The sequence below is a fragment of the Phyllobacterium calauticae genome (assembly GCF_019991125.1).
In the GTDB taxonomy this organism is placed as follows: Bacteria; Pseudomonadota; Alphaproteobacteria; order Rhizobiales; family Rhizobiaceae; genus Phyllobacterium; species Phyllobacterium calauticae.
Genome location: NZ_JAGENB010000015.1, coordinates 118 through 20,461 on the forward strand (window position 1 = coordinate 118; position 20,344 = coordinate 20,461).

Here is a 20,344-nt window from a genome sequence, read left to right on the forward strand (position 1 = left end):
CACATCCTCAGGCTCACAACCTGAAGGGTGAGCGGTCGTCCGGGCAAAGCCCGGGAAAACAGTCCAGTGGACTGTTTTAAGACCCGAACGGGCAAAGCCTGTCCCCGCAAACAACCAAAACCAGCTTCCAACATAGCGCACATCCTCAGGCTCACAACCTGAAGGGTGAGCGGTCGTCCGGGCAAAGCCCGGGAAAACAGTCCAGTGGACTGTTTTAAGACCCGAACGGGCAAAGCCTGTCCCCGCAAACAACCAAAACCAGCTTCTCCCCCAAAACACAAACATAACCCCGCCAAAAGCGGGGCTTTCGCCGTTCGAGGAATGCCGGTGCAGCCCTCTTAAAACTGCACAGCGCCGGTATTTGCGCCGCACAGGAGAACGCCAACACGCTCGTCCGGACCGGCAACATATTTCTGCGCGAGAAGCGCGGCAAAGGCGGCGGCGCCACCGGGTTCAGCGACAATGCGCAGCCGCTCCCAAAGGGCGGACTGCGCAGCACGAATGTCATCGTCCGAGACAAGCACGGACTGTGCGACAAAATCCCGGGCAAACGGGAACATCAGTTCTCCGACGCGCCTGGGCGCCAGGGAATCGGCGGCGATGCCTTCCGTCGGCGCATCGACGGGTCTGCCTGCGCTGAATGCCCTGTGCAGGGTCGGTGCACCCTCCGGTTCGACAGCGACGATTTTGACGCGGCCGCAAAACCAGGCCGCAATCCCGCCAATCAGGCCGCCGCCACCCACCGCGACCAGAAGGGTCGTGATAGCAGGCAGGTCCATTTCGATTTCCAGACCAAGCGTTCCCTGGCCGAGCAGGGTTTCCGGCTGATCGAAGGCGTGAACCGGCATGGCCCCGCGTTCCGCCACGAACTGCTCGCTCGCCGCCAGGGCATCGGCATACCGGTCTCCGGAAACAACGAGGTTTGCACCGTAACTGCGGATGCGGTCCGCCTTGGCAGGCGCGGTGACGCCGAGCACGAATATGGTTGCGGGTATGCCAAGCCGCATGGCCGCGTAGGCGACAGCAGCACCATGATTGCCGCCCGATGCGGCAACCACGCCCGTTTCCGGCACCGGGCGGGTGAGCAGATTGGCAAAGGCGCCGCGCGCCTTGAACGAACCAGAGTGCTGCAGAAATTCAAGTTTGAAATCGACGCCGCGCGGCGGCAGGCCGAAGTCGCCGAGATCGGCCCGTATGACCGGAGTATGCCGGATGTGTGGCCGGATGAGACGCTCGGTTTCAACAATGCGTTCGGGCGTGATTTGTATTGGGCTGGACATGGTGCGAACTCACGATGCAAAGAGCCGAGCTTAGAGCGCTCTCGCCTGCAAATGCAACTTTTGTGGTTTGCTGCAGATCCTTTGTTCACACTATTCCCTCTGCATTTGCCGGACAGACGCCGCATGGGACGGATGAATATCACATATATTTCAAGTGCTTATTTGTTTTCTCCAGCGATCTTGTCAACCGCGTTGACTCATTCAGCAACTTCTGATTATCTAAAATAACAAATGAGCGATATTTGCTCAAATGTAGATTTACCAGAAAAATGAGTCTTTGGGGAGGAAAACCATGCTCAACCGTCGCAGCTTTTTGTTCAGATTCGCCTTTGCCGGAACCGCCATTTCATTGGTGGCAGGTCTGGGCATGACCGCAGCCAATGCGGAAGGCCTGAAAATCGGGTTCAGTCAGGTGACCTTGCAGTCGCCCTTTTATGTGCAGCTCAAGACAGGAGCGGAAGCGGCCGCCAAAGCCGGCGGCGATACACTGGTTTTCCTCGATGCCAACGGCGACGTCAGCAAGCAGAACAATGACATTCAGGATCTGATTACCCAGGGCGTGAACGCGCTGATCATCAACCCGGTCAATCCCGATGCGGTCGTGCCATCGCTCGAAGCGGCCGTTGCTGCCGGTATTCCGGTCATTACGGTTGACCGCAGCGTCAATGGCAAGGGCGTTACCGCTCATGTCGGCCGCGACAACAAGAACATGGGCAAGCTGGTCGGCGAAGCGGTTGTCGCGCGCCTGAAGGCTGACGGTGTCGAGAAAGCCAAGATCATCGAGATCCAGGGCGATGCCGGCGGCGCGGTCATGATGGACCGGCGCGACGGTTTTCACAGCGCCATTGAAGGGTCGGGTCACACCATCGTCGAAGGTCCCTATGCGGAATACATCCGCGCCAATGCGGTCACCGCCATGCAGGATCTGCTTCAGGCCAATCCGGATGTGAAGGTTATCTATGCGCACAATGACGATATGGCGCTTGGCGCTCTGCAGGTGCTCAAGGAAAACAACCGCAGCGATGTGCTGGTTGCCGGTGTGGACGGTTTGTCGGAAGCGCTCACCATCATTGCCGACGGCGGCAATTATATCGGTTCGGCGCTGAATGATCCCAAATATCTCGGTGATGTGACAATTCAGGTTGCCCGCGAAGCGGCGGCCAAGAAGCCGGTTTCGTCCTTTGTCGATGCGGGCACGGCACTGGTAACGTCCAAGAATGTTGCGGATTTCCCCCGCGCCGGACTGTTTGCCGAATATCGCCCGCACGTTCTCGGCCAGTAAGGCCTCCTCCCGAGCCTGCGGAGCAGACCTGTTCCGCAGCTCCCATTATTATATACCCACAGGATACCATGATGCGTGCAGCAGTTCTCTATGCCCCGGGCGACATTCGTCTCGAAGACGTTCCGGAACCACAGATCAAGCCGGGACACGTGATTGTCCGCGTCGCGTCCGTGGGCGTTTGCGGGTCGGATCTGCCGCGCATGCTGATCAAGGGCGCACACAGGATGCCGCTCATCTGCGGCCATGAGTTTTCGGGTCATATCACTGAGCTTGGCGAAGGCGTTGAAGGCTTTGACCTCGGCGAACTGGTGGCAATTCCGCCGATGCTGCCATGCTTCGAATGCGACCAGTGCCAGAAGGGGCAGTTTTCGCGCTGCCGTGACTATGATTATTTCGGTTCGCGCCGGGATGGCGCCTATGCGGAATTTGTCTGCGTTCCCGTTTCCAATCTTTTGAAGACACCAAAGGGGATTGACCCAAGAGCGGTCGCCATGACCGATCCCGCGTCGATTGCCATTCATGCCATATGGAAGGCTGGCGGTATCGGAATGGGTCAGCGCGGCGGCGTCATCGGCTGTGGCCCGATTGGCCTGTTTGCCATTCAATGGCTCAAGCTGATGGGCGCCAGCGATGTTGTTGCCGTCGATATATCGGAGGAAAAGCTGGCCATGGCGCGGCGTGCCGGCGCAACGCACACGTTTTTGTCTGGCACGGACATTCCCGCCAACCTGCTTTGCGATACGATTATCGAAGCCGCCGGACATCCGTCGTCGATCAACATGGCGGTGAAGATGGCCGCACCGAGCGGTCATGTGGTCTTCATCGGCATTCCGGTTGCGGAGGTAACCCTGGACAACAAGACATTCCAGCATTTCCTGCGGCAGGAGGTATCGCTGCATGGCTCGTGGAATTCGTTCGGCGCGCCCTATCCGGGACCGCAATGGACGGTGACGCTGGAAAAGCTGGGATCCGGCGCACTGGAATGGGAATTCATGATAACCCATGATCTCGACCTTGCCGAGTTGCCGGGAATGTTCGAAAAGTTCCGGACTGACAGGAGCATGTTCTTTTCGAAGGTCATGTTCCGGCCCTGAAAGAACTCGGGAAGAGGCAGGGAATCGAGGGAGGAGACGGCAGGATGACACTTGTCCTGAACTTTGATCTTGGCACGGGAGGAGTCCGCGCCGGTGTTTACGATGTCGAGCGCAGGACCATGCTCTCGCTGTCGGAAGCCAGCTATTCCACCATATATCCCCGTGCAGGCTGGGCAGAACAGCAACCCGAGGAATGGTGGAATGCGCTTCTGAGGGCGGGCCGTCAGGCCGTCGAGCAATGCGGATCGACTGAAATAGCTGCGGTTTGTGTTGCCACGACTGCTTCCTCCGTTGTGATTTGCAACAGGGAAAGCACGCCGCTTTATCCGGCCATTCTCTGGATGGACTGCCGGGCGGCCAAAGAGGCTCGCGCCACGGAAAAGGTTGATCATCCCGTCATGGCCTATAGCGGCGGCGGCGATGCCGTCGAATGGCTGGTTCCCAAGGCGATGTGGCTGGCCGAACACGAACCAGCCATCTTTGCCGAGGCTGGTATCATTTGCGAAGCACTGGATTTCATCAACTACAGGCTGTGCGGCGCGTGGGTAGGCTCGCGCATGAATGCCGCCTGCAAGTGGAATTATGATTCAAAGAATGGCACGTTTGTTCCAGAGATCTATGAAGCGCTCGGTATTCCCGCGTTGCAGGACAAGCTGCCGCAAAGGATCGTTCCGGTTGGCGATGCTATCGGATCATTGAAACCGGACGTTGCCGCAGCCCTTGGCATCGCTTCGCAACCGCTTCTTGCCCAGGGTGGCATCGATGCGCATATCGGCGTGCTTGGTGCGGGAACCGTTGCTGCGGGTGGAATGCTGATCATCGGCGGGACATCCGTCGTGCATCTGACACATCTGAAGGAACAGGGGAATGTCACCGGCTTCTGGGGACCTTATCCCAATGCACTCGTCGATGGGTTGTGGCTGGTGGAGGCGGGGCAGGTTTCGGCCGGGTCAATCCTCAACTGGTTCAGCAGCACGATTTTCGGATTGGACGAGCAGGGCCACCGCGATCTGATCCGCCAGGCGTCCGTGGTTTCGGCGCAGGATTCAGGCCTTTTGACGCTCGATTATTGGATGGGCAACCGCACACCCTACCGGGATGCGGATCTGCGCGGGGCAATCCTCGGCCTGTCGCTCAGTCATGATAGGGCAGACATCTATTCCTCGGCGGTGGATTCCATTGCGCTTGGTTCCGCCAATGTCGTTGTGGTTCTGGAAGAACGCGGCGTTTCCGTCGAGCGGATCGTCATGGCTGGCGGCATCTGCAAGAACCCGCTGTGGTTGCAGGCGACAATCGACGCCATCGGCCGGCCCGTTCACGTGGCGAGTGATGACAATCTCTCTCTCATCGGAACGGCCGTGTGTTCCGCCCATGCGCTTGGACTGTTTCCCGATCTCATCGCGGCCTCGGAAGCCTGCGCTGCTCCGGCGTGGGAAGTGCAGCCTGACCCCGTGCGCAGCCGGCGCTATCGGGATACGATGGCGCTCTATCGGGATACGACCGAAACATTGACACCGGCGCTGCATGCATTGAGCGCAAGGCAATTGGCGGGGGCTGCACAATGAGCGACGCACGGATCAATCCATCTGTCCGGTTGCCTTCCGACGAGCAGCGGGAGCACCTGATGGTGCGCGTCGCCAAGCTTTATTATGATCTTGAGCGCACCCAGAGCGAGATTGCCACGGAACTCGGTCTGACGCGATGGCAGGTAGGGCGACTGCTCATCGAAGCCAAGGAATTGGGGGTTGTGCGCATCGAGATCACGCCGCGCGCCTATCGGCGGACGGAGCTCGAGGTGCGCCTGCAACAGGAATACGGCCTGCGCGACGCCATCGTCGTCCCATCGGGCGGAACGACGGATTCAGCCCTTCTCATGGAAAGTGTGGCGCAGGCAGCGGCGAAATACCTGGCCGGCCTCAATCCCAAGGCCGATCTGATCGGTGTCTCCTGGGGCCGCACCATGTCCGCGGTTGCCAAATTCCTGCCGAACAACTGGAACCCGGGCGTGCATGTGGTTCTGGTGAACGGCTCGACGAATTTGCGTTCAACGTCAACCCATACAAGTGCTGTTGCGGAGGAATTCGCCAAGGCAGGCAACGGCATCGCCACGCTTTTGCCGGTTCCTGCCATATTGGGCAAGAAAAGCACCCGCGAAGTGCTTGAAGAAGATCCGATCATCGAGCGCGTTCTCAAACTTGCGATGCAGGCGGATGTGGTCTGTTTCGGCATGGGCGGCATTACACACGAATCCGTGCTGCTCAGTTCCGGTTATCTTGAAGAGGCCGATATCGACCGGCTGAAAGATGCGGGCGCCGTCGGAGACATTCTTGGTCGTTTCCTCGACAAGGATGGCAACATCGTTGATCAGACCATTGACGACCGCACGGTTGGGCTTCGGCTTGATTACCTCAAGACCAAGCAGCGTTCGATCGGGGTCGTTGCGGGCGAGGAAAAATTGCAGATAGCCCTGGCTGCCTTGAAGGCTGGTTTTGTCTCGGTCATCGTTACCGACGAAGCCACGGCCCGCTATGCATTGGAGGCCGCAAGTGACGACTGATGTTTTGACCGTCCAGCAGGTGTCGAAGAAATTCCCGCCCAATATCATCGCCCTGGAGTCGGCTTCGCTGAATGTCCGTGCCGGAGAGGTGCATTGTCTTCTTGGCGCCAATGGCGCCGGCAAATCGACACTGCTCAAGATCATAGCGGGAGCTTTCCGCCCGACCGACGGTTCGCTTCTGCTGGATGGCAAGCCTGTTGACCTGCATTCTCCATCTCAGGCCGCGCGGCTTGGCATTTCGATGATCTATCAGGAACTGGATCTTGTCCCGCAACTGACCGTCGAACAGAACCTGTTTCTCGGCCATGCACCGGGCCGGTTTGGATTGATCAATCACAGGGAGCGCCGGGAACGGGCAGCCGCAGCGTTGAAGCGCGTGGGCGCGCATTTCAAACCGGAAGCGCGGGTCGAGACCCTGTCGGTCGCCAACCAGCAACTGACCGCCATTGCCCGCTCGCTGACCATGGATGCCAAGATCATCATCATGGACGAGCCATCGGCATCGCTCAATGAAACCGAGCTTGAGAGCGTGTTCAAGGTCATTCGCGAACTCGTCAGGCAGGGGGTTGCCATACTCTATGTCAGCCACCGGCTGGGTGAACTGCGCGAAATCGGCGACCGGGTCACCGTATTGCGCGGTGGCAGGACCATCGAGACATTCGACGTCAAGAGCACCGGGGATGGCGCATTGGTGGAAGCGATCATCGGCAAACAGCGCTCGCTGATCGAACGGAAAACCCGCGAACCGGTGACCGGAGATGTCGTGCTCCGCGTCAACCGGCTGCGCGGGCCGGAAGGACTTGATATCAGCGGTCTCGATGTGCGCTGGGGTGAGGTCGTCGGCTTGACCGGGCTGAATGGCTCCGGTCGTACTTCGTTCCTCAAGTCCCTCTTCGGCGCCAACCGTTTCGATGGCGACATCAAGCTGGAAGGCAAGTCCTTCCATCCGCGTCACCCGGCTCACGCCATCCGCAGCGGTATTGGCCTGGTGCCGGAAAACCGCAAGACGGAAGGCCTTGTCCTGCACGCTCCGATCTACAAGAATGCAACACTGCCATCCATGCGCGAGAGCTGGCTGACGCGCCATTCGCTGCAAAAGCAAAAGACGGCGCCGGTCCTGAAAAGCCTGTCGACCAAATATGGACGGCCGGAGCAGGCTGTCGTGCAGCTTTCCGGCGGCAACCAGCAGAAGGTCGTCCTGGCAAAATGGATCATCAATGGCGCGCGCGTGCTGCTTCTCGATGAGCCCAGCCGTGGCCTCGATATCGGCGCCAAGGCAGATCTTTACAATCTGGTCGACAGGCTCGCCCGGGAAGGGGCTGCCGTCATTGTCGCCAGCAGCGAGCTCGATGAGCTTTATGCCGCCTGCGACACGATCTGGGTCTTTCATGAAGGCCGCAACATCGGCAAATACGATCCCTCGGTTGCGGACCGCGACGCAATATTGAGGGCAACAATTCTGGGTGAAAATCATGTCCAACACTGAAACCGCCTTGCCGCCAGCCGATACGCCGGCATTCGGCAAGCGTCTTGTCGATCTGGCGATCGAGTACAACTTCATCGTCATCTTTCTGGCAGTCGTTGTTATCGCGACCTCGCTGTCGAGCAACTTCCTGACCTTTACCAATATTGCCAATCTGTTTCAGCAGGCTGCGGTTGTTGGCGTGGTCGCCATCGGCATGACCTTCGTCATCCTGACCGGCAATATCGATCTGTCTGTGGGCAGTGTTGTCGCGCTTTGCGGCATGCTGGTCGCCGTGCTGATGTCGCACGGCTTTGATCCCTTCGTGGCAGTTGCCATAACGGCACTGGTGGGGACGGCCTGCGGCGCCGGCATGGGGGCGATCAGCGCGCTTGCCCAGGTGCCGAGCTTTATCGTGACTTTGGCCGGGCTCGTCTCGTTCCGTGGCATCACCTATCTGATGACCGACGGTGTACCCGTGAGCGGTCTGCCGCAGGGTTTCGCGTCGATCAGCTCGACGATGATCCCGCTTTTGCCCGGCTTCTCCCTGTCATCGATGGGTCTGATCTTCGTTGTCCTGTGCATTATCGCCGGGCTGGTGCTGCGCTTCACCGTGTTCGGCGAATATGTCTTCGCGACGGGCGGCAATCCCGAAGCAGCACGGCTGTCCGGCCTGCCGACCCGGTTCATGATCACGGCGGTTTTCGCGGTGTCAGGGTTCATGGCAGCATTGGGCGGTATTCTTCTGACATCGCGCCTGCGCATCGGCCAGCCTACAGCGGCGCAGGGGCTTGAGCTTGACGCCATCGCTGCAGTTGTGCTGGGTGGTACAAGTCTTTTCGGTGGACGCGGCGGCGTGCTCGGTACGTTTTTTGCCGTGATGCTGCTGCAGGTTCTCCGCAACATATTCAATCTTCTGGGATTGGGCTCCTTCTACCAGATGACTGTCACCGGTATTATCATCGTTGCAGCCATCCTGCTCAATCGCTTCATCGATCATAGGAAGGGTCGGGGATGAACACGCAACAACCATTGGTCCAAAAGGGCACGGAAATCCAAATGCCACATTCCCACGCGCGCAATACCGGTACGAAGCTTCTGCCGGACTGGTTCGAGGACATCGCGGTCAACCGTTCGGCAACGGAACGCCGGGCGGCGACACTGACCACCAGGCGAACGGTCAAGAAGGAGTATCAGGCAGCTTGGCTCGTTAAAGCGATCACCTGCATCGACCTGACGACTCTTGCCGGAGACGATACGGCTGGCCGCGTCCGCCGCCTGTGCGCCAAGGCGAAAAAGCCGGTGCGCGACGACATTCTGGAAGCGCTCGGGCTTGCCGATGCGCATATCACAACGGGTGCGGTCTGCGTCTATCCGACGATGGTTCCCCACGCGGTCAAGGCGCTGGAAGGTTCGGGCATTCCCGTTGCATCCGTTGCTACAGGGTTCCCCGCTGGCCTGACACCGCTGCCGCAGCGCCTGGCCGAGATTCACTATGCGGTGGGTGAGGGTGCCAAGGAGATCGATATCGTCATCACACGCGAACACGTTCTCACCCAGAACTGGTCGGCGCTTTATGATGAAATTTCCCGGATGCGCGAGGCTTCGGGCGAGGCGCATATGAAAGCCATTCTGGCAACGGGCGATCTCAACACGCTGCGCAATGTTTACCGTGCGTCGATGGTTGCTATGCAGGCCGGTGCCGATTTCATCAAGACGTCGACCGGCAAGGAAGATGTCAATGCCACGCTGCCCGTCAGTCTGGTGATGCTGCGCGCCTTGCGGGACTATGGCGAGCTTTCCGGCCAGACCGTGGGCTTCAAGCCTGCGGGCGGCATGAAGACGGCTAAGGATGCCATGAACTGGCTGATCCTGATGAAGGAAGAATTGGGGTTGCCGTGGATGCAGCCGGATTTGTTCCGGCTCGGAGCCAGCTCGATGCTCGGCGATATCGAACGGCAGCTGGAACATTATGTGACGGGTCGCTACGCCGCGTCTTCGCGCCACGCACTCGCTTGAGGAACAGGAATATGGGACAGATCAAGGATATTCTTCGCACGATGGAATATGGCCCGGCACCAGAGAGCAATACCGACGTCCAGAGCTGGCTTGATGCCAACAAGGCGGGTTTTGGTCACTTCATCAATGGCAAGTTCACCGGCACCGAGGGCCGCGAGACATTTGCAGTTATCAATCCGGCCAATGATGCCGTTCTGGCGAAGGTGGCACACGGCACGGAAGCCGATGTCGACGCGGCCGTGAAGGCGGCCCGCGCGGCCTTCGGCAAATGGTCGAAGCTGCCCGGTCACGAACGCGCCAAATACCTTTACGCGATTGCCCGCCATATCCAGAAGCGCGAGCGCTTCTTCTCCGTTCTGGAGACCATGGACAATGGCAAGCCGATCCGCGAGACCCGCGACATCGATATTCCGCTGGTTGCCCGGCATTTCTACCATCATGCCGGTTGGGCAGAGATGGTGGAAACAGAATTCGAAGGTTTTTCACCCGTGGGTGTCTGCGGTCAGGTGATCCCGTGGAATTTCCCGCTGCTGATGCTGGCGTGGAAAATCGCGCCAGCGCTTGCCGCCGGCAATACGGTTGTTCTCAAACCGGCCGAACTGACACCGCTGACAGCGGTTGCTTTCGCCGAAGTCTGTCATGAAATCGGCCTGCCCGCCGGTGTCGTCAACATCGTCCACGGTGATGGCGCGACGGGTGCAGCGATCTGTGGCCATGACGATATTGACAAGGTGGCCTTCACCGGTTCGACCGAAGTTGGCCGTATCATCCGCGAGCAGATTGCCGGTTCGGAGAAGAAGCTGTCACTTGAGCTCGGCGGCAAATCGCCTTTTATCGTGTTCGAAGATGCCGATATCGACGGCGCCATCGAGGGCGTGGTTGATGCCATCTGGTTCAACCAGGGTGAGGTATGCTGTGCCGGTTCGCGTCTTCTCATCCAGGAAGGCATTGCCGAGCGGTTTTATGCAAAACTGCGCAAGCGCATGGAAACCCTACGGGTCGGCGATCCCCTCGACAAGACCATGGATGTCGGCGCGATTGTCTCCAAGGGACAGCTGAAGCGCATTACATCGTTGGTCGAGCAGGGCAAGGCAGAGGGCGGTACGCTCTGGCAGGCGCCGGTAACGTTGCCCAGCAAGGGTGCATTCTTTGCGCCGGGTTTCTTCACCGATGTCGAGCCGGCGTCGACCGTATGCGAAGTGGAGATTTTCGGACCGGTTGCCACCGCAACGACGTTCCGCACACCCGATGAGGCCATCGCCCTTGCCAACAACACCAAATACGGACTGGCAGCATCGGTCTGGTCGGAAAACATCAATCTGGCCCTCGACATGGCCGCCCGCGTCAAGGCCGGTGTGGTCTGGATCAATTCCACCAACCTGCTCGATGCGGGTGCCGGTTTCGGCGGGTATCGCGAGAGCGGTTATGGCCGTGAAGGCGGGCGTGAAGGACTCTATGAGTACCTGGCCGCCGATTGGGAGAAGCGTCTGCCAGCCGGTAAGGCCGAACAGGCATTCAAGCCATCGGCAGCGCCGGATGGCGAGGCGAAAATGGCGCTTGGTGGTTCAATCGATCGCACCGTCAAGAACTACATCGGCGGCAAGCAGGCACGCCCCGACGGCGGTTACAGCTATTCGGTCGTCGGCAAGGGCGGCCAGATCATCGGCCAGGCCGGCATCAGCAATCGCAAGGATATCCGCAATGCCGTGGAAGCGGCTGCAAAGGCTGGTTCCTGGGGTGGCGTCACAGCCCATAACCGGGCACAGGTGCTGTACTATCTCGGCGAAAACTTGAGCGCGCGGCAGGCCGAGTTTGAAGCATTGCTGGTGGAGAGCACCGGCGTTTCAGCCAAGGTGGCAGCTGACGAGTTTGCAACCGCGCTTCGCCGCATATTCTATTATGCCGCTCAGTCCGACAAATATGACGGCGCGGTGCATTCCACCAAATCACGCCACGTGACCCTGGCAATGAACGAGCCATGGGGTGTCGTCGGTATCGTCTGCCCGGACGACCAGCCGCTGCTGGCGTTCATCTCGCTGGTTCTGCCAGCCATTGCCATGGGCAACCGTGTCGTGGCCGTACCATCCGCCAGGCATCCGCTGCTTGCAGCCAATCTCTATCAGGTGCTGGACACCTCGGATGTTCTGGGCGGGGTAGTGAACATCGTCACTGGTGAGCGCGATGTTCTGGCCAAGACTCTGGCTGAACACGACGAAGTGGATGCGCTGTGGTACGTGGGCTCGAAAGAGGGCAGTGCGATGGTTGAAAAAGCATCGTGCGGCAATCTGAAAGCCACCTGGGTCAACAATGGCCGCCAGCGCGACTGGGCGAACACGCAGCAGGGACAGGGCAAGGATTATCTGCGCCGCGCCGTCCAGGTGAAGAACATCTGGGTTCCCTACGGCGAATGAGCCAAACAATAGGCCGCACCGGTTTGTACCGGTGCGGCCTTTCGATGTGAACGGTCTCAGCTCTTTGGCAGACCGGGCGGGTTGGTGGTTGCCTTGTCGATGGCTTCCGAGCCAAGATTCCAGCGATCGAGCACCTTTTTATATTTGCCGTCGGCGATGACGGCGTTAAGCGCCGTTGTGACACCGTCCGCCACGCCGCTGCCTTTGCGGGTGGTTACGGCCACTTCAGCGGTGATCGGCCAGCCACCGCTGACGGTGCCTACCAGCTTGGTCTTGCCATTGACAGCAGCCTTGTAGGCCTGCGTTGCGTTCACGCTGAAGACGGCGTCGGCGCGGCCGGATTCAATGGCCAGATATTTGACAGCGTCGTCGTCATAATACTGGACTTCGATGGGTTTCAGACCCTTGTCGACGTTTTCCTTGTCCCAGGCCAACAGGATTTTCTCCTGATTGGTCCCGGCATCGGTAATCACCTTGAGCCCGGCAATATCCTTGGGTTCCTTGATGGCCTTGATGGCGCTGTCCGCCTTGACGTAGTAGCCAAGCTCATCCTTGCGATAGGTGGAGAAATCGAACTTCTCCTTGCGCTGTTCCGTAACCGTGACATTCGAAATCACCGCATCGAACTTGCCGGATTCAAGCCCAAGCGGCCAGTCGGCCCACGCGACTGGCACCAGCACCAGCTCGCGTCCGAGGCTGTCCGCCACCAGTTGGGCAAGATCGACGTCAAAACCGACAACGGTGGTGGCGTCGCTGGCATAGGTGCTGAGCGGCGGATTGGACGGGTGCAGCCCGATGGTGAGCTTGCCGTCGCTGACGAATTTGAAGTTTTTGGAGACAGCTTCAATCGCCTTCTGGTTTTTCTCGGCCCGCACGCGGTCTTTCTGGTCCGGGCTGAGATCGAAGCCGTCCCCGGCTGCAAAGGCGAGATGGGTCGTGGCGGCAATAAATGCCCCGGCCACAAAGGATAGAAGTCGCAGTCTGGTTGTCATGGATAACCCCTTGAGTGTGGTTTGTTGGTTGATGGTCAACGCCGTGCCCACGCACTGATGCGCACGGGCTGATTGCCCCAGCCGATTTCCGGAGCGATGTGGGAGATGAAATCGGAGAGGATTTGCTGATATTCGTGCTGTTGGAACTCGTAGGGCAGTTCCAGCCGCAGCTCCCCGACGCGCGCAACAATCGGGTCGTTGAAGAGCTGTTCGAGGATCTGCTCGGATGTTCCGACAAGATCTTTGGGGAACAGTGTACGGCGGTCACCCTGTGGTTTCAGCGTGCGCTCATGACGGCTTTCGGCATAGTCAGCATACTTCTTCCGGGTACCAGCATCCGCGCTGTCAGTCGGGACGATGACACGTCCAAGCGACACGCGGCGGAAGACGCCGTCGAGATTGTGATGGTACGCGTCGAGCTGACGACCCTGGGCTTCGTAGAAATCATCGGTGTTTTCACCGGCGGTTACATTGCCGATCATGAGATTGAAGCCGTTCCTGCCGGCCCATCCCACGGATCGGAGCGATCCGCCGCCATACCAGATCCGGTGGACCAAGCCCTCGGCATGCGGTTGCAGGCGCGGCCGTTGCGGCCCGCCCGGCGTTGCGATGAATGTCTGGGGATCGGCGAGAAATTCACCGCGCAGATTGTCGGCGAAGCGAATGACGCGCTCGTGGGAAAGGTCGTAGTCCTTCCAGTTGCCGTCAAACACCCGTGGGCCGAGCAGCTCCGCATGGGCTGGCGTACCGGCACTCAGGCCGATGTTGAGTCGCCCCCGCGCTAGAACATCAACGGTCGACAGATCCTCGGCGAGCCGGTAGGGGCTCTCATAACCGATCTGGATGACGGCTGTCCCCAGTTGGATGCGGCTGGTGCGCTGGGTCGCCGCGGCAAGAAACACGCCCGCGGAGGATATGCCATGCTCAAGGTGGCGCTGCCGCACCCAGCCGCTATCAAATCCCAGCTTCTCGCCGAATTCCAGCAGTTGGAGCGTATTTTCCAGTCCTTCATATGGATTGTCGTCCCGGTAATTACCCGGTGTGAGGAAGCCGACGTGATTGATGGCGAGGGATTTGGTCGTCATGGGAGGAGCCCTTGTTGCTTGTTCGTGAACCAACCGTAGCGTCAGATTTTCGGCAGGCCGGGCGGATTGGTCCGCGATTTGTCGAGGGCTTCGGGGCTGAGCTTCCAGCGCTCCAGCGACTGGGCATATTTACCGTCGGCGATCAGTTCATTGATTGCTGCAGTCAAGCTATCGGCAATGCCGCTCCCCTTGCGGGTGGTGATTGCAACGTCGGCAATCAGCGGCCATCCGGCATTCACCGTTCCCACCAGTTTGATCTTGTGATCGATCGCCGCGCGATAGGCCTGGGGCGCATTGGGATTGAATTCCGCATCGGCCCGGCCCGACTGGATGGCAAGCGCGCTGACCGCGTCATCGTCATAATACTGGAGCTCGACAGGCTTCAGCCCTTTTGCCGCATTCTGCTTGTCCCATTCGAGCAGGATTTTTTCCTGGATGGTGCCAGATCCCGTGATGATCCTGAGCCCGGCAATATCCTTTGGCTCCTTGATCGATGTGATCGGACTATCGGCTTTGACGTAGAAACCATGCAGGCCGAGGCGGTAGGTGGAGAAATCGAATTTCTCCTTGCGCTGCTCCGTGACGCCGACATTGGAAATGACGGCATCGAACTTTCCCGATTCCAGGCCGAGTGGCCAATCCGCCCAGGCAACCGGCACCAGTTCCAGCTTCCTGCCCAAGATATCGGCAATCAGCTGGGCGAAGTCCGGATCATAGCCGACCACAGTCTTGGCATCCGTTGCGTAGGCGCTGAGCGGCGGGTGCGCGACACTGATGCCGACGGTCAGCGTATCGTCCCTGACGAATTTGAACGTCGCGGGAATCGAGGCAATGACCTTTTCGCTCTTTTCCGCACGGATACGGCCACTCTGGTCGGGGCTGAGGTCAAAGCCTTCGGCGTGAACCATGGCGAGACCGGAAACGGTGGCGATAAGCACCGCCAGAGCGAAGGAGATGTGGGATGGGCGAAATATCATGCTGCTTTCCTTGGATATGTGCATGCCGGAACCGGCGCTGGGGTTAGAGAACCTTGGCCAGAAATTCGCTGGTGCGAGCATTCCTTGGCCGGTTCAGGACCTGTTCGGGCGCCCCTGTCTCAATGACCTTGCCGCCATCCATGAAGATCACCGTGTCGGCCACTTCCCGGGCAAACCCGATCTCGTGGGTGACGATGATGAGGGTCGTGCCGGAGCGGGCCAGTTCCTTGATGACATCCAGCACCTCGCCGACCAATTCGGGGTCGAGTGCGGATGTCGGCTCATCGAACAGCAGCACTTTCGGCCGCAGGGCCAGCGCCCGTGCAATCGCCACGCGCTGTTGCTGCCCGCCGGAGAGCTGCCGCGGATAGGCGTCGATCTTGTCGCTAAGGCCGACGCGGGCAAGCAGTTCCCGTGCGAGGCTGATGGCTTCCGGGCGGGTCAGCTGGCCGAGTGACACCGGTGCCTCGATGATATTCTCGAGAACGGTGAGGTGGGGGAACAGGTTGAAGCTCTGGAACACCATGCCGATGTCGGCGCGGCGTTTTAGAATGTCCTTCTCCTTCAGCTCATAGAGTGTCCGGCCGCTTTTGCGATAACCGACCAGCTCGTTGTCCACGGTGATGAAACCGTCGTCGACGCGTTCCAGATGGTTGATGGTGCGCAGCAGGGTGGACTTGCCGGAGCCGGAGGGGCCGAGGATCGCGGTGACGCTGCCTGCCTTGATGTCGAGCCGGATATCGTCGAGCACCTTAAGCTGGCCAAAGCTTTTGGAAACGCCCTGAATTTTTACCGATCCCGGCGCCCGCCAACTGGCAAGAGGTATGCTGCGGTCGCTGGTTTTGGCCGCGGCCGTATTTTGCAGGGCGGACACGGTTACGCTCTGCGGACGGGCAAGAATCGGGGCACCGAAGAGCCGGCGAAACAGTTTGCGGAAAATCGGGGCGGGAGGATTACGCAGGGCACCTTTGGAGAAGTGCCGTTCGATATAGTGCTGGGCGACCGACAGTACGGTCATGATGATCAGGTACCAGACCGTTGCCACCATCAGCAGCGGGACCACTTCGAGGTTGCGGCGATAGATCACCTGAACCGTGTAGAAGAGCTCCGGCAGGGCCAGCACATAGACCATGGATGTGCCCTTGGCCAAGCCGATGATCTCGTTGAATCCGGTGGGAAGAATGGTGCGCATGGCTTGTGGCAGGACGATGCGGAAGGCCTGCCGGCGCCGGGGCAGGCCGAGCGCGGCCGCGGCTTCAAGCTGGCCTTGGTCGACGGACAGGATACCCCCGCGGATGATTTCAGAGGAGAAGGCTGCCTGATTGAGGCTGAGACCGATGAGCGCCGCTGCAAAAGGACTGAGGATCGAGATGGTCGGATATTCGGCAAAGAGAATATCCGTGTAGGGCACGCCGATGCGCACCGTCGCATAGAGATAGCCGAGATTGTTGAGGATCAGGAGCAGCACGATCAGCGGGATCGAGCGCAGCAGCCAGATATAGGCCCAGGACAGACCCGACAGAAGGGGCGATTTCGACACACGGGCCAGTGCAAGCGCTGTTCCCAGCGCGAAGCCGAGAATGGTTGCGAGTACGGTCAGCAGGAGCGTGCGTGCCAGGCCAGCCAAAACGGGAGCCGAGAAGAACCATTCGGCAAACACGTTCCATCCCCATTTCGGATTGGTCAGAATGGATTGAAGCGTGACAGCAATGATCAGAGCGGCAAACAATGTTCCGAAGAAACGCGCCGGGTATTTCGCTTTCACAATCCTGTAGTGGGTGTAATCCTCGGTTGTGGCGGCGGGCGGCTGGACAGAATGCGTAGCCGAATAGTCTGCTGTAATCGCCATGCTTGCAAATTCCCCTGTGCAACACTTTTCAGTCGAGCGAGTCCGTATCGGAAAATCTTCTGCGGGCTCGTATTTTACTCGACTGATTTAGTAGTGTTTAAGCGAAACAGTCAAAGACGACGGACTGCGAAATCAAAGGGGTTAGAGAAGCATTGTTGCAAAGAACCGGGTTTATTGAGCATGATATCCCACGGTCCGGGCAATCATGATACCGGTGAGTTCACCCGGCCTGACGTAGAAGGTTACGGTCTGACGAAACAGAAGCGGGAACCTTGGACAACTGTGCCGCCAATGCACTAATATCCTTCTCGAAGGGCAGGTGCCGATAGACTTCCGGATCGGCATTGACATCGAAAAGAGCGGTATATCCCGAACGCAGATACAGTTCCTTTGCCTCGGGCTGGCGGAAGCCGGTGGTCAGGTAAATCCGCGTGTAGCCCTGGCGCGCAGCCTGTTCTTCAAGTTCGGTCACAACCTTGCGCGCAAGGCCCTGCTGGCGCAAATCCGCATGGGTCCAGATGCGTTTGAGTTCGGCTGTCTGCTCGTCATAGCGTTTGAACGCGCCGCCGCCGATGGTTTGCCCGTCGCGGATCAGGAGCAGAAAGGCGCCGTCCGGCGCGGCGAAAAGCTCGGCCGGGTAGCGGCTCAATTCGTTGCGCGCCGGTTCACCATAAAAGTTGCCATAGCGCGTTTCGTATTCGATGATCAGAGCTTCGATCAACGGTTGGGAGCGTTCATCGTTTGGTGTCGTGTAAACAAAAACATCAGTCATGATTGTCTCGCGTTCTTGTCAGATGGGCCTGTCGGAGGGATTCCTGGCGAGATAGGTTTCGGTCAGCTTCACCCAGTAACGGGCGGCTGACGGCAGGATCTCGTCATTGAAATTGTAGAGCGGACTGTGCAGCGGAGCGCTGTCGCCATTGCCGAGGAAAAGATAGCTTCCCGGTATTTCCTGCAGCATGAAGGCAAAATCCTCGCTGGCGGAAATCGGCCGGAAATCCTTCTCGATCCGCGCGTCGCCGAAGTGTTCAAGCGCCACGTTTCTGGCGAACGCCGTTTCATCGGCATGGTTGACCAGCACGGGATAGCCGCTGGGATATGCCACCTCGGCGACAGCGCCATAACTTTCGGCCTGCGCTTTCGCCAGCGTGCTGAGGCGGGACTTGATGGCTTCCCGCACTTCCTTGCGGAAGGTGCGCACCGTCAGCTCCAGCTCGACACTGTCGGGAATGACATTGGGAGCGATGCCTGCGTGGATGGTGCCGACTGTAATCACCGCGGCGTCGAGCGGATCGATATTGCGGGCGACAATGCTTTGCAGCGCCATGATGAAGGAGGCGCTGGCGACCACGGGATCAATGGTTTCCTGGGGGCGGGCGCCGTGGCCGCCTTTGCCGACGATCCGGACCGTGACCTTGTCGACCGAGGCCATCGCCGGGCCGGTAATGAACCCGAACTGACCGGTGGGAACACCCGGCCAGTTGTGCAGGCCGAAGACGGCGTCACAGGGAAAGCGCTCGAACAGGCCATCGCGAACCATGCTGCGGGCCCCGGCACCGCCTTCCTCGGCCGGCTGGAAGATGACGTTGAGGGTGCCGGAGAAGTCACGCGTTTCGGCGAGATAGCGGGCGCTGGTGAGAAGAATGGTGGTGTGCCCGTCATGGCCGCAGGCATGCATTTTTCCGGGTATGGTGCTTGCATAGGGCAGGCCCGTCGCTTCGACGATCGGCAGGGCATCCATATCGGCGCGAATGCCAAGCCGTTTGGGGCCGTTGCCGTTTTGCAGTGTTCCGACAACACCGGTTTTGCCAATGCCCTCAGTGACCTGATAGCCCCAGTCGCGCAACCGGCCGGCAACGAGCGCGCTGGTGCGGTGCTCGTTGTAACCCAGTTCGGGATTCCGGTGCAGGTCGTGGCGAAGAGGGACCATCTCATCGAGATAGCCGCTGATTCTTTCCTCAACCGGATCCGCCTGCCGGCCCATCAGAGTGCCGTCTCTTTGATGGGTTCCTTTGTGGCCCGATGGGCTTTGGTGTAGCGGCTTTCGCGGAAGGGCAGGCCGAGGTTTTCGCGCAATGTCGCCCCGGGAAGCACCCTGTTGTGATAGCCGCGCTCCTCGAGCAGCGGCAGCACGTCGCGCGTAAAGTCCTCGAGCCCTTCGGTCAAGATCTGGAAGCCGAGAATGAACCCGTCGGCCGCCTCGGTTTCGACCCAGCGGATGAGTTCGTCGGCGATCTTCTGCGGTGTGCCGGTGAAGGCATTGCGCGGCGTTGTGACTTCCAGCGCAACCTCACGCAAGGTCTGGCCTTTTTCCCTGGCATTGCGCTTGATGCGGTCCGTGGTGGAGCGAAAATTGTTCTTGCCGATATCGCCGAGTTCCGGGAACGGCGCATCAATGGGATAGGCGCTGAAATCGTGATGGTCGAAGAAGCGCCCGAGATAGGCAAGCGCCTCTTCAACGGTCACGAGATCGCGGATGACACGGTACTTTGCCTCCGCTTCGTCCTCCGTTGCACCGACGATGGGCGCGATGCCGGGGAAAATCAGGACATCGCCCGGCTTGCGGCCGTGCGCGACCGCACTTTGTTTAACCCGGCGATAGAAGGCTTGCGCCTCCTCGATCGGCACGTGGTTGGTGAACACGCCGTCCGCATGCTTGCCGGCGAGGTCGATGCCGTCGTCGGACGATCCGGCCTGGAAAATGACCGGCTGTCCCTGTTCGGAACGGCTGATATTCAGCGGGCCCTCCGAGTTGAAGAACCGGCCATGATGGTTCAGGCGATGCAGCTTGGTCTTGTCGAAGAACTGGCCCGTTTCGCGGTTGCGGACAAAGGCGTCATCGTCCCATGAGTCCCATAAGCCCTTGACCACTTCGAGATGTTCGTCCGCAATCTCATAGCGCAGGGCATGGTCGGGATGGTCGCGGCCGTAATTCTTGGCCGAGCCTTCAAGCGGCGATGTCACGGCGTTCCAGCCGGCGCGGCCGTTGCTGATCTTGTCGATCGAGCCGAACTGCCGGGCAACGGTGAAGGGATCGCTGTAGGAGGTAGAGACCGTGCCGACGAGACCGAGTTTCGAGGTTGTCGCGGCCAGTGCGGACAGAATGGCAATCGGTTCGAAACGGTTGAGAAAATGCGGGATGGATTTTTCGTTGATGTAGAGCCCGTCAGCGACGAAGGCAAAGGCAATGCCTGCTTCCTCGGCTTTGCGGGCATTGCGTACAAAGAAATCGAAATTGACGCTGGCATCAACAGGCGAATTCGGGTGTTTCCAGGAATTCATGTGGCCGCCGGCACCCTGCAGCATCACACCGAACGGAATGGGTCGCTTGGACAT

The 20,344-nt window shown here is 59.4% G+C and carries 16 protein-coding genes; 8 read left to right on the forward strand and 8 right to left on the reverse strand.

Going from position 1 to position 20,344, the window contains the following annotated elements:
• Positions 1-338: 338 nt before the first annotated feature.
• A complete protein-coding gene (locus J1W56_RS25180) occupies positions 339-1,280 on the reverse strand; it encodes a threonine/serine dehydratase (protein ID WP_223616029.1) in 942 nt (313 codons plus the stop codon).
• Positions 1,281-1,572: 292 nt separating this feature from the next.
• Here J1W56_RS25180 and J1W56_RS25185 point away from each other — a divergent pair, with 292 nt between their 5' ends.
• The 8 genes from J1W56_RS25185 to J1W56_RS25220 all read left to right on the forward strand — a co-directional run bounded on the left by J1W56_RS25185 (position 1,573) and on the right by J1W56_RS25220 (position 12,105).
• Positions 1,573-2,562 (forward strand): substrate-binding domain-containing protein, encoded by a 990-nt coding sequence (locus tag J1W56_RS25185; RefSeq protein ID WP_223616030.1) that lies wholly within the window; start codon positions 1,573-1,575, stop codon positions 2,560-2,562.
• A 71-nt stretch (positions 2,563-2,633) separates the two neighbouring features.
• Positions 2,634-3,656: a galactitol-1-phosphate 5-dehydrogenase gene (locus tag J1W56_RS25190; protein WP_223616031.1), complete on the forward strand. Its 1,023-nt coding sequence runs from the start codon at positions 2,634-2,636 to the stop codon at positions 3,654-3,656.
• 44 nt (positions 3,657-3,700) lie between these two features.
• Positions 3,701-5,221, forward strand: a complete 1,521-nt coding sequence (locus tag J1W56_RS25195; protein ID WP_223616032.1) for an FGGY-family carbohydrate kinase — start codon at positions 3,701-3,703, stop codon at positions 5,219-5,221.
• Positions 5,218-6,213 carry a sugar-binding transcriptional regulator gene (locus J1W56_RS25200; protein ID WP_223616033.1) on the forward strand — a complete coding sequence of 332 codons (996 nt, stop codon included), beginning with the start codon at positions 5,218-5,220 and terminating at the stop codon, positions 6,211-6,213. Before J1W56_RS25195 ends, J1W56_RS25200 begins: the two co-directional genes overlap by 4 nt.
• Positions 6,203-7,699, forward strand: coding sequence for a sugar ABC transporter ATP-binding protein (locus J1W56_RS25205; protein ID WP_223616034.1), 1,497 nt, complete (start codon positions 6,203-6,205; stop codon positions 7,697-7,699). The genes J1W56_RS25200 and J1W56_RS25205 overlap by 11 nt, the downstream gene beginning before the upstream one ends.
• A complete protein-coding gene (locus tag J1W56_RS25210) occupies positions 7,686-8,693 on the forward strand; it encodes an ABC transporter permease (RefSeq protein ID WP_223616035.1) in 1,008 nt (335 codons plus the stop codon). Before J1W56_RS25205 ends, J1W56_RS25210 begins: the two co-directional genes overlap by 14 nt.
• Positions 8,694-8,734: 41 nt before the next feature.
• On the forward strand, positions 8,735-9,694 hold the full coding sequence (gene deoC / locus J1W56_RS25215; protein WP_223616036.1) for a deoxyribose-phosphate aldolase: 960 nt from the start codon (positions 8,735-8,737) through the stop codon (positions 9,692-9,694).
• Between the two features lie 11 nt (positions 9,695-9,705).
• A complete protein-coding gene (locus J1W56_RS25220; protein WP_223616037.1) occupies positions 9,706-12,105 on the forward strand; it encodes an aldehyde dehydrogenase family protein in 2,400 nt (799 codons plus the stop codon).
• 56 nt (positions 12,106-12,161) lie between these two features.
• On the opposite strand, the gene J1W56_RS25225 is transcribed toward J1W56_RS25220, so the two are convergent.
• The 7 genes from J1W56_RS25225 to J1W56_RS25260 all read right to left on the reverse strand — a co-directional run bounded on the left by J1W56_RS25225 (position 12,162) and on the right by J1W56_RS25260 (position 20,344).
• Positions 12,162-13,097, reverse strand: a complete 936-nt coding sequence (locus tag J1W56_RS25225; RefSeq protein ID WP_223616038.1) for an ABC transporter substrate-binding protein — start codon at positions 13,095-13,097, stop codon at positions 12,162-12,164.
• A gap of 35 nt (positions 13,098-13,132) precedes the next feature.
• A complete protein-coding gene (locus J1W56_RS25230; protein WP_223616039.1) occupies positions 13,133-14,182 on the reverse strand; it encodes an LLM class flavin-dependent oxidoreductase in 1,050 nt (349 codons plus the stop codon).
• Between the two features lie 41 nt (positions 14,183-14,223).
• Complete coding sequence (locus J1W56_RS25235; RefSeq protein WP_223616040.1) at positions 14,224-15,159, reverse strand: ABC transporter substrate-binding protein; 936 nt, start codon at positions 15,157-15,159, stop codon at positions 14,224-14,226.
• A gap of 43 nt (positions 15,160-15,202) precedes the next feature.
• The gene (locus tag J1W56_RS25945) at positions 15,203-17,008 is read right to left on the reverse strand and encodes an amino acid ABC transporter permease/ATP-binding protein (protein WP_226904819.1); all 1,806 of its coding nucleotides are present in this window, start codon (positions 17,006-17,008) and stop codon (positions 15,203-15,205) included.
• A 220-nt stretch (positions 17,009-17,228) separates the two neighbouring features.
• Entirely contained in the window at positions 17,229-17,780 is a 552-nt protein-coding gene (locus J1W56_RS25250) for a GNAT family N-acetyltransferase (protein WP_223616041.1), read from the reverse strand.
• Positions 17,781-17,798: 18 nt separating this feature from the next.
• Positions 17,799-18,992, reverse strand: coding sequence for a M20 aminoacylase family protein (locus J1W56_RS25255; RefSeq protein ID WP_223616042.1), 1,194 nt, complete (start codon positions 18,990-18,992; stop codon positions 17,799-17,801).
• Complete coding sequence (locus J1W56_RS25260) at positions 18,992-20,344, reverse strand: LLM class flavin-dependent oxidoreductase (protein ID WP_223616043.1); 1,353 nt, start codon at positions 20,342-20,344, stop codon at positions 18,992-18,994. The genes J1W56_RS25255 and J1W56_RS25260 overlap by 1 nt, the downstream gene beginning before the upstream one ends.

Bases quoted from the DNA above. Each gene is read 5' to 3' on its own strand.
- J1W56_RS25180 (WP_223616029.1), bottom strand. From the start codon at position 1,280: ATGTCCAGCCCAATACAAATCACGCCCGAACGCATTGTTGAAACCGAG.
- J1W56_RS25185 (WP_223616030.1), top strand. From the start codon at position 1,573: ATGCTCAACCGTCGCAGCTTTTTGTTCAGATTCGCCTTTGCCGGAACC.
- J1W56_RS25190 (WP_223616031.1), top strand. From the start codon at position 2,634: ATGCGTGCAGCAGTTCTCTATGCCCCGGGCGACATTCGTCTCGAAGAC.
- J1W56_RS25195 (WP_223616032.1), top strand. From the start codon at position 3,701: ATGACACTTGTCCTGAACTTTGATCTTGGCACGGGAGGAGTCCGCGCC.
- J1W56_RS25200 (WP_223616033.1), top strand. From the start codon at position 5,218: ATGAGCGACGCACGGATCAATCCATCTGTCCGGTTGCCTTCCGACGAG.
- J1W56_RS25210 (WP_223616035.1), top strand. From the start codon at position 7,686: ATGTCCAACACTGAAACCGCCTTGCCGCCAGCCGATACGCCGGCATTC.
- deoC (WP_223616036.1), top strand. From the start codon at position 8,735: ATGCCACATTCCCACGCGCGCAATACCGGTACGAAGCTTCTGCCGGAC.
- J1W56_RS25220 (WP_223616037.1), top strand. From the start codon at position 9,706: ATGGGACAGATCAAGGATATTCTTCGCACGATGGAATATGGCCCGGCA.
- J1W56_RS25225 (WP_223616038.1), bottom strand. From the start codon at position 13,097: ATGACAACCAGACTGCGACTTCTATCCTTTGTGGCCGGGGCATTTATT.
- J1W56_RS25230 (WP_223616039.1), bottom strand. From the start codon at position 14,182: ATGACGACCAAATCCCTCGCCATCAATCACGTCGGCTTCCTCACACCG.
- J1W56_RS25235 (WP_223616040.1), bottom strand. From the start codon at position 15,159: ATGATATTTCGCCCATCCCACATCTCCTTCGCTCTGGCGGTGCTTATC.
- J1W56_RS25945 (WP_226904819.1), bottom strand. From the start codon at position 17,008: ATGGCGATTACAGCAGACTATTCGGCTACGCATTCTGTCCAGCCGCCC.
- J1W56_RS25250 (WP_223616041.1), bottom strand. From the start codon at position 17,780: ATGACTGATGTTTTTGTTTACACGACACCAAACGATGAACGCTCCCAA.
- J1W56_RS25255 (WP_223616042.1), bottom strand. From the start codon at position 18,992: ATGGGCCGGCAGGCGGATCCGGTTGAGGAAAGAATCAGCGGCTATCTC.
- J1W56_RS25260 (WP_223616043.1), bottom strand. From the start codon at position 20,344: ATGTCCAAGCGACCCATTCCGTTCGGTGTGATGCTGCAGGGTGCCGGC.